This is a genomic window from Pseudomonas grandcourensis (assembly GCF_039909015.1).
Taxonomy (GTDB): Bacteria; Pseudomonadota; Gammaproteobacteria; order Pseudomonadales; family Pseudomonadaceae; genus Aquipseudomonas; species Aquipseudomonas grandcourensis.
In genome coordinates, this window is sequence record NZ_CP150919.1 from 3,627,760 (window position 1) to 3,642,641 (window position 14,882).

Below are 14,882 nucleotides of genomic sequence, written 5' to 3' on the forward strand. Positions count from 1 at the left end.
TGTGCTTTCCTTGAAAACACCGCCAGTACGTAACGAATAATTGTTCATGCTGCGGTGTTCTCATCACATCAACCTTACGCTGCGTCTGGCGAGGCGCGACTTGATCCGAAACCCATGAACCTGTGGAGCAAAGCCCATGAATATTCGTTTTGCTGTTCTGATGACCCCAGTGTTGCTGAGCGTTGCGTTGTCCGGCTCCCTCGCCATGGCCAACGGTGGTGGTGGCGGTGATGATATGCCCACCAGGCCCAGCTGCCCGAAAGGTCAGGTGCTGGATACCCGATCGCAGCGGTGCGTCAAGCAGACCAGCAACCTGGTGCCGGACGAAGACCGCACCAACTATGCCTATCAACTGGCCAAGGACGGGCGTTATGAAGAAGCCCTGGCCCTGCTCGACACGCTGAAACAGCCAAATACCGCAAAAGCGTTGAACTATCGCGGCTACGCCACGCGTAAACTGGGACGTACCGATGAAGGCATCGGCTATTACCTGCAATCGGTGAAACTCGACCCGCAGTACGCGCAGGTCCGCGAATACCTCGGCGAAGCCTATGTGGTCAAAGGCCGGCTGGATCTTGCACAGGAGCAACTGCAGCAGATCAAATCCATCTGTGGCAGTACTCAATGCGAGGAGTACCAGGACCTGGCCGAAGCCATCAACGGTTCATCGAAAACCTGACAACACGACCGGACGGAGGTCGCCATCGCCAGCGATCAGGCTATACGAACGGAACTGAACCAGCATCTGGCGCGTTTATGGCGCTACGGCCTGCTGTTGTCCCGGCAACGGCATGTCGCCGATGACCTGGTGCAAGCCACGTGCGTGCGGGCGCTGGAACGGGCCGCGCAATACGTGCAGGGCACGCGCATGGACCATTGGCTGCTGAGCATTCTGCATTCGATCTGGCTCAACGAAGTCCGCGCCCGGCGGGTGCGCCAGGGTCAGGGTCAGGTAGACGCCGATCAGGCCTTGTCGTTCGATGGTGAATCCGTGGCCCAGACCCACGTGTTGGCGGCACAGGTCATCCGCCGCGTCGATGCCTTGCCCGAGGCCCAGCGCGAAACGGTGTTTCTCGCCTATGTCGAAGGCTTGTCCTACCGCGAAGTCGCCGAGGTGTTGCAAGTGCCCATCGGCACGGTCATGAGTCGCCTGGCCGCCGCTCGGGCGAAACTGGCCGAATACCCACCGTTGCACACGGTGCCCACCCCTAACCGAGGAGAACATTGATGAACGCGATACCCTCGGACGAACAACTGGTAGCTTACCTCGACAACCAACTCGATACCGAGCAGCGAGCGCGCGTCGACGCGGCCGTCAGTGCCGACCCGATGCTCGGCCTGCGCCTGCAGTGGCTGGATCGCAGCAGCTTGCCGTTCAAGGACGCCTACGATGAACTGGCCCGGCAGGCGCCGGTCGATCGCCTGCAAGCCATGCTCGCCACGATGCCCTCACCCGCCCGCCCCGGGCTCAGTCGACGCTGGTTCCTCGCCGCCGCGGCCGGGCTATTGGCCGGCGGCGTGCTGGCGGACCGCTTGTTCCTCGGCTGGCAAGCGAGCCGGCAGACACATAACTGGCGCGGCCTGGTGGCCGATTACATGGCGCTCTACGTGCCGGAAACCCTGGATCACTTGCCCGGCGATGAAGCCGCGCAACGGGCACAACTGCGCACCATCGATGCGCGTCTGGGCCTCAACCTCGCACCGGCAAAACTGAGCCTGCCCCGTGCCGAGTTCAAGCGCGCGCAAATCCTCGAGTACGACGGTGCGCCCATCGCCCAGATCACCTACCTCGATCCGGCGCACGGCCCCATGGCGCTGTGCGTCACCCGCTCCAACAGCGGCAGCCGCCATTTCGCCCGGGAACAGCGGCGCGAGCTGAATATCGTCTATTGGGCCGACATGGAACACGCCTGGATGCTGATCGGGCATCAGCCGATGGCGGATCTGGAGGAGATGGCGAAGCTGTTGCGCAGTCGCCTCAGTACCTGAGAAACCTTGGCTCAACGCAGGCGCTGCACCAGCGCCTGCAAAGCGCGTCAGGCCGAAGCCGGCAACCACAAGCGAAACCGCGCTCCGCCCAGCGGCGAGGCTTCCACCGTCAGCGTGCCGCCCTGGGCCTCCAGTGCCCGGCGGCTGATCGCCAGTCCCAGGCCGAAACCACCCGTGGCGCGATCGCGGCTGCGGTCGAGGCGGTAGAAGGGTTCGAAGATCCGCTCGCGCTCGTCGTCCGGAATGCCAATGCCGTCATCGTCGACCCAGATCTCACAACCGCCGGCATAGACCTGCACCCCGATCTGAATGCGCTTTTCGCAGTAGCGCATGGCGTTGCGCAGCAGGTTCTGCAAGGCGCGGGCGGTCAGGCGCGGGTCCAGGCTGAAGCGTTCGAACTGGCCGTGGAGCAGCACGTCGATGACGATTTCCGGGGATTCCTGTTCTTCGTCGACGCTGCCGAGAATGCTGTCGATGAACTCATCCAGCGACACTCCGACCTGCTCCGGTAGCCGTGCCGGGTTTTGCAGGCGGCTGTAGGACAGCAGCTCCAGCACCAACTCATCGAGTTCCCGAATGTGCGCCACCAGGCTCTGCAGGCGTTCGCGGCTGGCCGCCGGCAAGTCGTCGGACAGGGCCAGCGCCAGGCCGAAGTCCAGGCGCGTCAGCGGCGTGCGCAATTCGTGGGACACCGCATTGAGCAAGTCCCGCTGCTGGTTGAGCAGGTTCTCGATGTCGCCGGCCATGGTGTCGAACACACTGGCCAGGCTGCCGATGTTGGAATTCGGGGAGATTTGCGTGCGCTCGCCCAAGTGACCCTTGCCAAAGCGTTCGGCCGCGCCCTTGAGGCGCTCCAGGTCACGCCAGTGCGGGCGCAGCCACAGCAACAGGCACGCGAGCATGGTCGCGCCGATCAGGACGTTGATGCTCCAGTACAACAGGTTGACGTCCAGCGGGTCCGGTGGCACGACCATTTGCACCACGGTGCGCTCATTCAGCGGCGCGACCGCCAGCGTGCGCCAGCCCCAGTCGCCCACGTGCACGACGTTCTCGCCGCGGCGCAAGCGCTGCTGTTCATCAGGGGTCAGGCTGCTGTCGTCATTGCTGCTGAGCACGATGTGCAGAGGAGAGAAGTCCTTGTCCATTTCAGCGGCCAGGGCCGGCCACTGTTCGGCTGGGACCCCGTGAAACTGTTTGACGATCAGCGTTTGCAGTCCTCGCGAGTAATCGAGGTTGTAGGTGACAAAGCGCTCGTGGAACACCTTGACCACCAGATCCGGCACCAGGTAAATCGCGGCGCTGAACGAGACGATGGTCACCAGGTACAAACGAAAGAGGATTCTGAACATCGGCTCAGCATTCCCACTCGGAACGGCTGAACAGGTAACCCTTGCCCCACACGGTCTTGATCTTGCGCGCCTCGCCGGCGTGGTCGTCGAACTTGCGTCGCAGCTTGGAAATCGCCACGTCCACCGAACGGTCGGTGCCATTGAATTCGATGCCGCGCAGGCGTTGCAGGATCTGGTCGCGGCTCAGTACTTCGCCAGCATGCCGGGCCAGCACCACCAGCAGGTTGTACTCGCCGCTGGACAGTTCCACCAGCTGATCGCGCCAGGTCACGGTGCGCTCGGACAAGTCGATGCACAGGTTGCCCATCAGAATGCGGTCGTTGGCGGTCTGCGGCTCGCTGAGGCTGCTGCGGCGCAGCAAGGTCCGCACCCGGGCCAGCAGCACCCGTGGCTCGCAGGGCTTGGTGACGTAGTCGTCGGCACCCATTTCCAGGCCCAGGACCTGGTCATGGCTGTCGTCGCGGGCGGTGAGCATCAGGATCGGCAAGCTCGCCGAATCGGCGCGCAGCAGGCGACAGACTTGCAGGCCGTCGAGGCCGGGCAGCATCAGGTCGAGGATCACCAGGTCCGGCGGATTGAGCCGCGCACGTTCGCGCACATGGTCACCTCGACCGATCACGCTGACGGAATAACCGTTGCGTTCCAGGTAGCTGGCAATCAGTTCGGCGAGGGCGGTGTCGTCTTCGACCAGGAGGATGTTGGGCATGGGGTGTTTCCAGAAAGTGCTTTAGCGTCTGTTCCGGCCTCTTCGCGGGCAAGCCCGCTCCCACAGGGATTTGAGGTGAACACAAATGATATGAACACCACCGACCACTGTGGGAGCGGGCTTGCCCGCGAAAGCAATCTGTCAGGCGCAATAGAAATCAAGGACTGCAGGATATACGCCCTGACCCACACCTGAGTAAAACCCTTACACAATTTCACACAGCACCAACAAAGCTTCACCGCTACCCTCGCCTTCGCCCAGTAGGATGCTGGGGGTCTTTATTGGGGTATGACATGTCGAAGAATCTGCTTGCCAGGCTCAGCCTGATTGCACTGGCGTTGGCACTGGCCGCGTGTGACAAGTCCTCGAATGCCGAGGAACAGGCGCCGCTGGCCACGGTTCGCATCGAAACCATCGAAGCGCGGCCACTGACCATCAGCAGCGAACTGAGCGGGCGCATTGCCGCACCGCGCATGGCCGAAGTGCGTGCCCGCGTGGCTGGCGTGGTGTTGCAGCGCACCTTCCGTGAAGGCAGCGACGTGAAACAGGGCGATGTGTTGTTCCGCATCGACCCGGCGCCGTTCAAGGCTGACCTGGACAGCGCCGAAGCGGCGTTGCGCAAGGCCGAAGCCAACGCGTTCCAGGCCCGGCTGCAGGAGCAGCGCTACGCCCGGTTGATCGACGACAAGGCCATTAGTGGCCAGGACTACGACAACGCCCGGGCCAACGCCCGGCAGAGTGCCGCCGATGTTGCCGGCAACAAGGCCGCAGTGGAACGCGCCCGCTTGAACCTCGGTTACGCCACCGTCACCGCGCCTATTTCCGGGCGTATCGGTCGCGCGCTGGTCACCGAAGGCGCGCTGGTCGGGCAGAACGAAACCACGCCGCTGGCATTGATTCAGCAACTGAACCCGATTCATGCCGACCTGACCCAGTCCACCCGCGAACTCAATGAACTGCGCCGCGCCTTCCGTTCCGGTCAGTTGCAGCAGGTCGGCCAGGACCAGGCCAAGGCCACGCTGATCCAGGATGACGGCAGCCTCTACCCGCTGCCGGGCAAGATGCTGTTCAGCGACATCACCGTCGACCCGGGCACCGGCCAGATCATCCTGCGCAGCGAGTTCCCCAACCCCGACCTCGACTTGTTGCCCGGCAGCTTCGTGCGCGTACGCCTGGAACAAGCGGTCAACCAGCAGGGTATCAGCGTGCCGCAACGGGCCATCCAGCGCGACAGCGCTGGCATCGCCCAGGTGCTGCTGCTCGACGCCGAACAGCGGGTCGGCCAGCAACCGGTCGAACTGGGCGCCGTGCAGAACGATCGCTGGATCGTCACCAGCGGCCTGAAGGCAGGCGACCGCATCGTCATCGAGGGCCTGCAGCACGTCCGCCCCGGCGAGAAAGTGCAGATCGACGACACCCCTCTTCCACTTGCCCAGGCGACTGGTCAGTAAGCAGGACGCTTTTTTATGCCGCAGTTCTTTATCGACCGCCCGGTGTTCGCCTGGGTGGTTGCCTTGTTCATCCTGCTGGCCGGTGCGCTGGCCATTCCGCAACTACCGGTGGCGCAATACCCGGATGTTGCGCCGCCACAAATCGAAATCTACGCCGTGTACCCGGGCGCTTCGGCGCAAACCGTGGACGAGAGCGTGGTCAGCCTGATCGAGGAAGAGCTCAACGGCGCCGATCACCTGTTGTATTTCGAATCCCAGAGCAGCCTGGGCAGCGCCACCGTCAAGGCCACCTTCCAGCCGGGCACCAACCCGGAACTGGCCCAGGTGGATGTGCAGAACCGCCTGAAAGCCGTTGAGTCTCGCCTGCCGCAAGCGGTCATCCAGCAAGGTTTGCAGGTGGAGAAAGTCTCCTCCGGTTTCCTGCTGCTGATCACCCTGACCTCCAGCGACGGCAAGCTCGACGACGTGGCGCTCAGCGATTACCTGGCGCGCAACGTGATGAACGAGGTCAAGCGTCTGGACGGCGTCGGCAAGGCGCAGCTGTACGGCGCCGAGCGGGCGATGCGGATCTGGATCGACCCGCAGAAACTGCTCGCCTTCAACCTGACGCCGGCGGACGTCAACACCGCCATCGTCGCGCAAAACGCCCAGGTATCAGCGGGCAGCATCGGCGATCTGCCGACCCGCACCACCCAGGAAATCACCGCGACCATTCTGGTCAAGGGCCAGTTGTCGACCCCCGAAGAGTTTGCCGACATCGTCCTCAAGGCCAACCCGGACGGCTCGACCGTGCGCATCAGTGATGTGGCGCGGGTCGAAATCGGTAGCCAGGAATACCAGTTTTCCACGCGCCTGAACGGCAAGCCGTCCACCGCCGTCGCGGTGCAGTTGTCACCCGGCGCCAACGCCCTGAACACCGCGACCCTGGTACGGGCGAAGATGGATGAGCTCAAGCGCTACTTCCCGGCGAACGTCGAGTACTCGATCCCGTACGACACCTCGCCTTTCGTCAAGGTCTCGATCACCAAGGTGGTTTACACCCTCGGCGAGGCGATGCTGCTGGTGTTCGCGGTGATGTTCCTGTTCCTGCAAAACATCCGCTACACGCTGATCCCGACGCTGGTGGTGCCGGTGGCGTTGATGGGCACCTTTGCGACCATGCTGGCGCTGGGGTTTTCGATCAACGTGCTGACCATGTTCGGCATGGTACTGGCGATCGGCATTCTGGTGGACGACGCCATCGTGGTGGTGGAGAACGTCGAGCGCATCATGGCCACCGAGGGCCTGTCGCCCAAGGAAGCCACGCGCAAGGCCATGAAGCAGATTACCGGGGCCATCATCGGCATCACCCTGGTGCTGGTCGCGGTGTTCATTCCGATGGCGTTCATGCAGGGCTCGGTCGGGGTGATCTACCAGCAGTTCTCGCTGTCGATGGCCACCTCGATCCTGTTCTCGGCCTTCCTCGCCCTGACCTTGACCCCAGCCCTGTGCGCGACGCTGCTCAAGCCGATTGCCAAAGGCGAGCGCCATGAAAAGTCCGGATTCTTCGGCTGGTTCAACCGTCGCTTCGAACAACTGACCGACCGTTATCAGGGCTGGGTCGCCTACGCGTTGAAACGTACCGGGCGCTACCTGCTGATCTACGGTGTGCTGCTGATCGGTCTGGGCCTGGCCTTCAGTCGCCTGCCCTCCTCGTTCCTGCCGGTGGAAGACCAGGGTTACACCATCACCGACATCCAGTTGCCGCCGGGGGCGAGCAAGAATCGCACGGTGCAGGTGGCCGAGCAGGTTGAAGCGCACAACGCCGGCGAGCCGGGTATTCGCGACAGAGTGGTGATTCTCGGATTCAGCTTCTCCGGCAGCGGGCAGAATGCGGCGCTGGCGTTCAGCACACTCAAGGACTGGTCCGAGCGTGGCAGCGACGACTCGGCGGCTTCGATTGCCGACCGGGCCAACGTCGCCCTCAGCCAGATCAAGGACGCAGTGACCTTCGCCGTGCTGCCGCCGCCCGTGGATGGCCTGGGTACGTCCAGCGGCTTCGAGTTCCGCCTGCAGGATCGCGGTGGTCTCGGCCATGAGAAGTTGATGGAAGCCCGCACCGGGTTACTCGCGGCGGCGGAAAAAAGCCCGATCCTGATGAACGTGCGCGAAAGCGCCCTGGCCGAGGCACCGCAGGTGCAATTGGTGGTCGACCGCAAGCAGGCCAACGCGCTGGGGGTGTCCTTTGCCGACGTCGGCAACGTGCTGTCCACGGCCGTGGGCTCTGCCTACATCAACGACTTCCCCAATCAGGGGCGGATGCAGCGTGTCGTGGTGCAGGCCGAGGGCGACCAGCGCAGCCAGGTGGAAGACCTGCTGAAAATTCACGTGCGCAACACCCACGGAAAAATGGTGCCCTTGTCGGCCTTCGTGCAGGCCAAGTGGACCCAGGGCCCTGCGCAGTTGACCCGCTACAACGGCTACCCGGCGATCAGTATTTCCGGTGAACCGACCCCGGGCCACAGCACCGGTGAGGCCATGGCCGAGATCGAGCGGCTGGTGGCGCAAGGCCCGGCGGGCCTGGGCCAGGAATGGACCGGGCTGTCGTTGCAGGAGCGTTTGTCCGGCAGCCAGGCGCCGATCCTGCTGGGGCTGTCGCTGCTGATTGTGTTCCTGTGTCTGGCGGCGTTGTACGAGAGCTGGTCGATCCCGACCTCGGTGCTGCTGGTGGTGCCGCTGGGCGTGCTCGGCGCGGTGCTGGCGGTGACCTTGCGCGGGATGCCCAACGACGTGTTCTTCAAGGTCGGACTGATCACCATCATCGGCCTGTCGGCGAAGAACGCCATCCTGATCATCGAATTCGCCAAAAGCCTGTACGACGAAGGCCACGACCTGATCGACGCCACCCTGCAAGCGGCACGCCTGCGGTTGCGGCCGATTGTCATGACCTCCCTGGCGTTCATCCTTGGCGTGGTGCCGCTGGCGATCGCGACTGGCGCCAGTTCGGCGAGCCAGCAGGCCATCGGCACCGGGGTGATCGGCGGGATGATCACGGCGACACTGGCCGTGGTGTTCGTGCCGGTGTTTTTTGTGGTGGTGATGAAGCTGGTGCGCAAACGCCACAAAGCCCATTAACCAACACCACAAACCTTGTGGGAGCGAGCTCGCTCGCGATGGCTGACTATCAGTTACATCATCGTCGACTGACACACAGCCATCGCGAGCAAGCTCGCTCCCACAGGAGGCCTCATTGATTTCAAGATCGGGGTCACCTGGGCTAAGGTGATTGCACAGCCCCAATCCATCGAGCCTCCATGATCTTCCTCGCACGCACCCACCCTCGCCTGTCCGCCGCCATCCTCATTGGCATCGCGATAGGCTTTCTGGTTCCGGCCGATTCGCCCATCAACAAGATCCTCATCGGCTGGAATGCCGGCGTCTGGATCTACCTGCTGCTGATGCTCTGGCTCACCGTGCGTTCGAAAGCGCCTGACGTGAAACGCATCGCCGAAATCGAAGACGAAAACGCCGGGCTGGTGCTGGCGCTGGTGTGCATTGCCGCACTGGCCAGCCTGGCGGCCATCACCTTCGAACTGGCCGGCAGCAAAGACCTGGAAACCACGCGCAAGCTTTTGCATTACGGCTTCACCGCCCTGACCGTCATCGGTTCATGGCTGTTGATCGGGGTCATCTTCAGCCTGCATTACGCCCGGCTGTATTACATCTGGGACGGCAAGGAACCGGCGCTGCGTTTTGCCGAAGGGCTGACGACCCCCAACTACTGGGACTTCCTGTACTTCTCGTTCACCATCGGTGTGGCGGTGCAAACCTCGGATGTCGGCGTCGCCACCCGGGGCATGCGCAAGATCGTGTTGGCCCAGTCGTTGATCGGTTTTGTGTTCAACACCGCCATTCTCGGGTTCTCGATCAACATCGCCGCCGGACTGTTCGGCTGAAGACTGCACAAACGTTCTAGGCATCACCCTCGGTGCGGGCGTTAAATAGTTCGGCAATCCGCCCCACAGGTGCAGCATGACGTCTCACAACTGGATCGACCTGGCCCAGGATGCCGACACCGGCATCGAGACCCTGCGCGCGCATTTCGAAGGTCACGCCTATGACCCGCACTGGCATGACAGCTATCTGGTGGGCGTCACCGAGCAAGGCGTACAGCAATTCAATTGCCGACGGGCCAAGCACCAGAGCACGCCGGGCAAGGTGTTTCTGCTGGAGCCCGGTGACATCCATGACGGCGAAGCGCCGAACGCTGACGGTTTCACCTATCGCATGCTGTACCTCGACCCGCAGTGGTTGCAGCGCGAACTCAGTGCCGTGTTCGATCACGCCCCCGACAACAGCCAGCTGAGCTTCGCCGCCACCCTGGCCAGCGATGCGCGTCTGGCACAGGCCACCAGCCTGGCGTTTGAAACCCTGCATCGCGGTGAACTGAAGATCGTCCGCCAGACCGCCCTCGACGGCTTGCTCGAACGCCTGACCAGCCACTTGCACTGGCGCGCCCGCGATGGCCAGGACCCGCGTCTGCCGCGGGTGGCGCAGAAAGCCCGGGAATACCTGCATGCCAACGCGCAATACGACATCGGCCTCGATCAACTGGCCGCCGTCACCGGCGTCGACCGCTTCCGCCTGACCCGCGCGTTCAAGGCGGCCTATGGCATGGCGCCCCACGCGTATCTGGTGCAATTGCGCCTGGCCACGGCGCGGCGGATGCTGGCCCGTGGCGAACAACCGGCGGCGGTGGCGATGGCGCTGGGCTTTGCCGATCAAAGCCATCTGGGGCGCTGGTTCATGCGCGCCTACGGCCTGACGCCCGCGTTGTACCGCAAGCGATGCTCAAATCTTCCAGACAGGTAATACCGGCAATTGTGAAGATCAGCGTACTGATCTTCACCGGAGTCTGCCTGCGATGCCTTCCACTTTCCCGACCTTGCTGCCCTTTCTGCTATTCGCCTTTGTCGCTTCGATCACTCCCGGCCCGACCAATATTCTGGTGCTGAGCAACAGCGCCCGATTCGGTCTGGCCGCTGCGGTTCCGATCATCCTTGGCGCCTGCGCCAGCGCCGCGATACTTGTGTTTTTGGTGGGTACAGGTGCCGGTGCTTCATTGACTCAATGGCCCCTGCTGCAAACGATCATGCAGTGGGCTGGCGTGGCATGGCTAAGTTATCTGGCCTGGCAAATCTATCGCGCCCCTGCCGTTGCCATTGCCACTGCGCAGGCCGAGCAGCGCCTTGGCTTGCTCGGCGCGGCCGGCCTGCAATGGATCAACCCGAAAACCTGGATGATGGCGCTGGCGGTGGTCAGTGTGTTCGCCGGGGTGGGTGAACACCGGTTTGCGCATGTGCTGTACCTGTCCCTGGCGTTTTTCCTGGTCTCGCTGCCCTGTCTCGGGGTTTGGGCATTGCTCGGCGCGGGTTCCAGTCGTTGGTTGCGTTCACCCCGCGCGATGCAAGGGTTCAATGGCCTCATGGCGCTGTTGCTGCTGGGTTCGGCGTGGTTGAGTGTAATGTTGTGATCTGGGAGGCCAGGCCTCACTCTAGGGTTTCGGCAAGACCATGACGTACACCCAATCCGACACAACACCTGCTGCAAAACGACTGCACACGGCGATGTTGAGTGGCAATCCGGGGATCAGGTTGAACAGAGTATGTTCCGGCTGGGTAACGTCGGTTGGCTTCCAGAGCACGCTGACCCGGTAGCCAATCGGCGAAGGGCCCGATGGCGCGTCCCAGGCAATGGAGACCCTGCGGCTTTCATTCGCCGTGACGTGTAGATTGCGTGGTGAATTTGATGTATCGCCTGTGGCGAATGTCGCGGTCGCCGGGGCAGACACCCCTCCTGCTCCACTGCGCGCCCGGACCTCTACGCGGTAAGTCTTTCCGGGCTCCAACGACGAGAATGTGTATTTCATTTCACGGGTTGCACCAACGAACGAACCATCGCAGGCAACCAGGTAATCGGCCACGGCCACGTTGCCGGCCGGGATCGACCATGCCAGCGTTGCACCGGTGCCCGTTATGCCGCTAACTTGCAAAGAGGATGGCGTGTCCGGACACGCACCGATCATACAATCGACTGGCGATGAAACGTTGTTCCCGCCTGCACGTGCCCGAACCGAAAACCGGTACTGGCGAACGGCGCTCAAGCCGGATATTTCACACGGCGGTCGCGCCACGTTGATGGTCGCGATGCCAGCACCGGATACCTCATAGCCCACGGCATTGGGACACAAATCGCACCTTTCGTAGGAATCGTCCCAACTGAGCAATACGGTTGTGGCGGTGTCGCGAGTGCCCCTCAAGTTTCCGGGCGCGCAGATGCGGACGCCATCGTAGGCCGGCGTGTTGAATCGCTTCGACACGAACCCGGAGAAATAGTCGCCCAAGCCGTATTGCCCGATGCCTTTGGCCCGCACCTTGGCTTCATACCCGCTCTGCTCGATCAGCCCGGTGATCAGGCAGGTGCTTTCGGTTTGCGTCATCAGAAGCTGATTGCCCAGATAAATCTCATATTGCGTCTGTGTCGTGTAATCGGCATTCGCACGCCAGCTCAAGCGCGCTGAATCATCAGTGAGTTCTTCGACAGACAGGTCTTGAGGGGCCTGAAAAGTTGGGGTCGACGCACTGGCCAGGGAGGGTTCGGATTCACCACTGGCATTGGTTGCACGCACCTCAATGAAATAACGAGTTTCAGGACGCAGGCCTTGAAAGCGATGGTTCATGTACGGCGTGGCTTGCGTAGCGAAAACCTCGCGTTGCGCAGTTTCGATTCCGATGCTGACCAGGTAACCGGCCGATTGCGGCGGGCCCCAAACGATAGTGACAGCATCATGGGTGGTGACGACGTACAGGCTGCCAGGTTTGGGAGGCAGTGGCGGGCCATCAAGGGTCTTCTGGGTGATACGTGCCGGGGATGACTCCCCGTTGTGGTTACGAGCGCTGACCTCGATAAAATAAAGCGTGTCTTTGATCAGGTTTTCCAGCGGATGCCGCAATAGCTGCGTGGTCAGCGTCGTCACGGGACCACCGGGTTCTACGCCGAAACGGATCACATAGTCGACCGCACCGATGGAGGCAGACCACTCTACGGCCATCGCTGAAATGGAGGGAGTCGCTCGCAGCCCTCCTGGCACTGTGGGCACCTGCAACGTCTGTTGGGTTATGCGCGCCGGAGCCGAGTCGCCGACATTGTTGGATGAACGAACTTCAAAGTAATACAAGGTGCCCGCGCTCAATCCATTGAACGTGTACGCCATGCTCATGGTTGTTTCGTTGCGAATCACCGGTCCGCTGGGTGCATGGCCGTAGCTGAGTTTGTAGATGGAAGCGTTCGCGGGGCCGGACCAGGTCAATGTGATGGTGTCCTTCGTAGGCGCAGCGGCGAGATTCGTCGGGCTGGCCGGCAACGAGGATGCGGGTTTGGTGGTGGCTTGCACATCCTTGCTGCCGGGAGAGACCTCGCTACCCTTGAGCCCGAAGGCTTTTATCGTGTATCGAGTATCAGGATTGAGGCCGGTGATGACATAGCGTAATGAACTGATCGGGACATCGAACCCGCCGACCATCCCCCCTTCTGTCTCCCACAGCAATCGAGTACCGATGTGCCCGCCGCCGGCCATGTAACCCCAAATGACACTGATGGACGACTCTGATTGCGGGGTCGCAGCAATAATGACCGGAAGAGCAACATATGTCAGTTGCGGCAAGGCGGATGGGTGTTCACGGTCGACCACAGCACAGTCCTCAGGCAATGGTTGTCATGCCTGCCATTAGTTACTGTTTGCCGTTACGGCACCACTGACAGAACTGTTAGTGCAACGCCTGGGTTTTTCTACTATTGGCAACCCGAAGCCGCTGCAGATCAATCGCAACAAACCAGCACGCACCTGACAGACGTTCAATTCGACGGACGGGCATTACACCGCAGGCGGGGTCGGACTGTGCCCAAGCGCTTTTTTTGCCCATGCTTTTTTCGGCTCACCCGCTGGTGTCCACGACAAAAAAGCCCGTCCAATCAAAAAATTACCACCAGATACGTAGGCTTCATGAGGACGGCGATGTCTCCTACAAATCAGGATGCATTAGCCGACAGTGTTTTCGCCGGATCTCGACTAAAGTCGACCACCTGTAATTTCTGACAGGTTCCATGAGGGTTTTATCGCGCTATAAGGGGGTCGTGCCTACAGCCCTTTATCGGTGGTTGTAGGACGGCCGCGCGAACCACACCTTCATGCAGTAGGAGGATTCCGCCGCGCCCACGCCGTCAATGATGATGAATGGGAGATTCAATTATGTATCGCACCAATTCCGTGTCAGTTCGATCATCGCCAACTGCTGTCAACCTCTTGCCCCGGGAGAGCAAGCCACCGCAAGCGATCAAACTCACCACCCGGGAAAAGGAAATCCTGCAGTGGAGCGCCGCCGGCAAGTCGTCATGGGAGATCGGCCAGATCGTCAGTTGTACCGAGGCCGGTGTGAATTATCACTTTTGCAACATTCGCCGAAAATTCGGTGTGAGATCGCGCTGGATCGCCATGGCCATGGCGCTGGAGCAGGGTTTGATTCATATGCCTTGAACCGGTGTCTCCACAGCGGTCCGCGTGCCATCGCCCTCTGTTGAGACATTTCATGAACCCGCATCAAACGCCTCATTGCTCAACGCCTTCTCCCCCCAGCGACAGTGCCTGTGACGATACACCCGTATCGTACGGGCACCGCCACGGCAGCCCGCTACGCATCATCCTCGCGGACGATCACCCGGTGGTGCTGGCGGGAGCCGAACTCGCCCTGTCCACACCGACGCCACCAGCGCTCTCGATTGTGGCCAAAGCCCATAACGCCAAAGAGCTGATCGGGCTTTTGCAGCACACCCCCTGCGACCTGCTGATCAGCGACTACTCGATGCCCTACGCAGGCTTGCCCGATGGACTGGCCTTGATGGGTTACCTCAAGCGCCACTTCAGCCATATCCCGATGATCGTGATGACCACGCTGCGTAACCCTTCACTGTTGCAAGCGCTGCTCAACACAGGCGTTGGTGGTTTGTTCGACAAGCGCAGCCCCCTGAGTGAACTGAAGCGGGCGGTGCAAACGGTGGTCAAAGGGCGTCTGTATGTGTGTCCAACCTTTGCCACTTTACTGGAAACCCACGCCTTGCCCGCCAGTGGCACACGCCTGCCGCTGGCCAGCCTTTCCGAGCGCGAACTGGAGGTGGTGAGGTTGTTTGTCCAGGGCTTCTCCGGACGGCAGATTGCCGCGCAGTTGAATCGCAGCGAAAAGACCATCAGCCGCCAAAAAAGAACCGCCATGGACAAGTTGGGACTTGACCATGACGGTGGGTTGGTTGAGTTTGCGCGGGTGAGTGGGTTGGGGTGAGGGTTTGTTATTAATC

General features: G+C 61.7%; 13 protein-coding genes. 10 read left to right on the forward strand and 3 right to left on the reverse strand.

From position 1 onward, the window contains the following. Window positions 1-136: 136 nt before the first annotated feature. The 3 genes from AABM52_RS16190 to AABM52_RS16200 are packed head-to-tail and all read left to right on the forward strand — an operon-like array spanning window position 137 to window position 1,989. Window positions 137-679, forward strand: coding sequence for a tetratricopeptide repeat protein (locus AABM52_RS16190; protein WP_347906802.1), 543 nt, complete (start codon window positions 137-139; stop codon window positions 677-679). 54 nt (window positions 680-733) lie between these two features. After that, window positions 734-1,228: an RNA polymerase sigma factor gene (locus tag AABM52_RS16195; RefSeq protein ID WP_347912638.1), complete on the forward strand. Its 495-nt coding sequence runs from the start codon at window positions 734-736 to the stop codon at window positions 1,226-1,228. After that, a complete protein-coding gene (locus tag AABM52_RS16200) occupies window positions 1,228-1,989 on the forward strand; it encodes a transcriptional regulator (RefSeq protein ID WP_347906803.1) in 762 nt (253 codons plus the stop codon). The genes AABM52_RS16195 and AABM52_RS16200 overlap by 1 nt, the downstream gene beginning before the upstream one ends. Window positions 1,990-2,036: 47 nt before the next feature. On the opposite strand, the gene AABM52_RS16205 is transcribed toward AABM52_RS16200, so the two are convergent. Then, window positions 2,037-3,338 carry an ATP-binding protein gene (locus AABM52_RS16205; RefSeq protein WP_347906804.1) on the reverse strand — a complete coding sequence of 434 codons (1,302 nt, stop codon included), beginning with the start codon at window positions 3,336-3,338 and terminating at the stop codon, window positions 2,037-2,039. Between the two features lie 4 nt (window positions 3,339-3,342). Then, the gene (locus AABM52_RS16210) at window positions 3,343-4,044 is read right to left on the reverse strand and encodes a response regulator transcription factor (protein ID WP_347906806.1); all 702 of its coding nucleotides are present in this window, start codon (window positions 4,042-4,044) and stop codon (window positions 3,343-3,345) included. A 293-nt stretch (window positions 4,045-4,337) separates the two neighbouring features. Here AABM52_RS16210 and AABM52_RS16215 point away from each other — a divergent pair, with 293 nt between their 5' ends. From AABM52_RS16215 to AABM52_RS16235, 5 genes are all read left to right on the forward strand, one after another. After that, window positions 4,338-5,495, forward strand: a complete 1,158-nt coding sequence (locus AABM52_RS16215; RefSeq protein ID WP_347906808.1) for an efflux RND transporter periplasmic adaptor subunit — start codon at window positions 4,338-4,340, stop codon at window positions 5,493-5,495. Window positions 5,496-5,510: 15 nt separating this feature from the next. Then, window positions 5,511-8,609 carry an efflux RND transporter permease subunit gene (locus AABM52_RS16220; protein WP_347906810.1) on the forward strand — a complete coding sequence of 1,033 codons (3,099 nt, stop codon included), beginning with the start codon at window positions 5,511-5,513 and terminating at the stop codon, window positions 8,607-8,609. 179 nt (window positions 8,610-8,788) lie between these two features. Further along, window positions 8,789-9,430, forward strand: coding sequence for a DUF1345 domain-containing protein (locus AABM52_RS16225; protein WP_347906812.1), 642 nt, complete (start codon window positions 8,789-8,791; stop codon window positions 9,428-9,430). Between the two features lie 76 nt (window positions 9,431-9,506). After that, a complete protein-coding gene (locus AABM52_RS16230; RefSeq protein ID WP_347906814.1) occupies window positions 9,507-10,346 on the forward strand; it encodes an AraC family transcriptional regulator in 840 nt (279 codons plus the stop codon). Window positions 10,347-10,398: 52 nt separating this feature from the next. Next, a complete protein-coding gene (locus AABM52_RS16235; protein WP_347906816.1) occupies window positions 10,399-11,007 on the forward strand; it encodes a LysE family translocator in 609 nt (202 codons plus the stop codon). 21 nt (window positions 11,008-11,028) lie between these two features. Here the strand turns inward: AABM52_RS16235 and AABM52_RS16240 are convergent, their stop codons facing one another. Then, window positions 11,029-13,224, reverse strand: a complete 2,196-nt coding sequence (locus AABM52_RS16240) for a fibronectin type III domain-containing protein (RefSeq protein ID WP_347906818.1) — start codon at window positions 13,222-13,224, stop codon at window positions 11,029-11,031. A 558-nt stretch (window positions 13,225-13,782) separates the two neighbouring features. On the opposite strand from AABM52_RS16240, the gene AABM52_RS16245 reads away from it, so the two are divergent. Together AABM52_RS16245 and AABM52_RS16250 are read left to right on the forward strand one after the other, a co-directional pair. Further along, the gene (locus tag AABM52_RS16245; protein ID WP_347906819.1) at window positions 13,783-14,067 is read left to right on the forward strand and encodes a LuxR C-terminal-related transcriptional regulator; all 285 of its coding nucleotides are present in this window, start codon (window positions 13,783-13,785) and stop codon (window positions 14,065-14,067) included. A gap of 52 nt (window positions 14,068-14,119) precedes the next feature. Next, on the forward strand, window positions 14,120-14,866 hold the full coding sequence (locus tag AABM52_RS16250; protein WP_347906821.1) for a response regulator transcription factor: 747 nt from the start codon (window positions 14,120-14,122) through the stop codon (window positions 14,864-14,866). The last annotated feature ends 16 nt before the right edge of the window (window positions 14,867-14,882 follow it).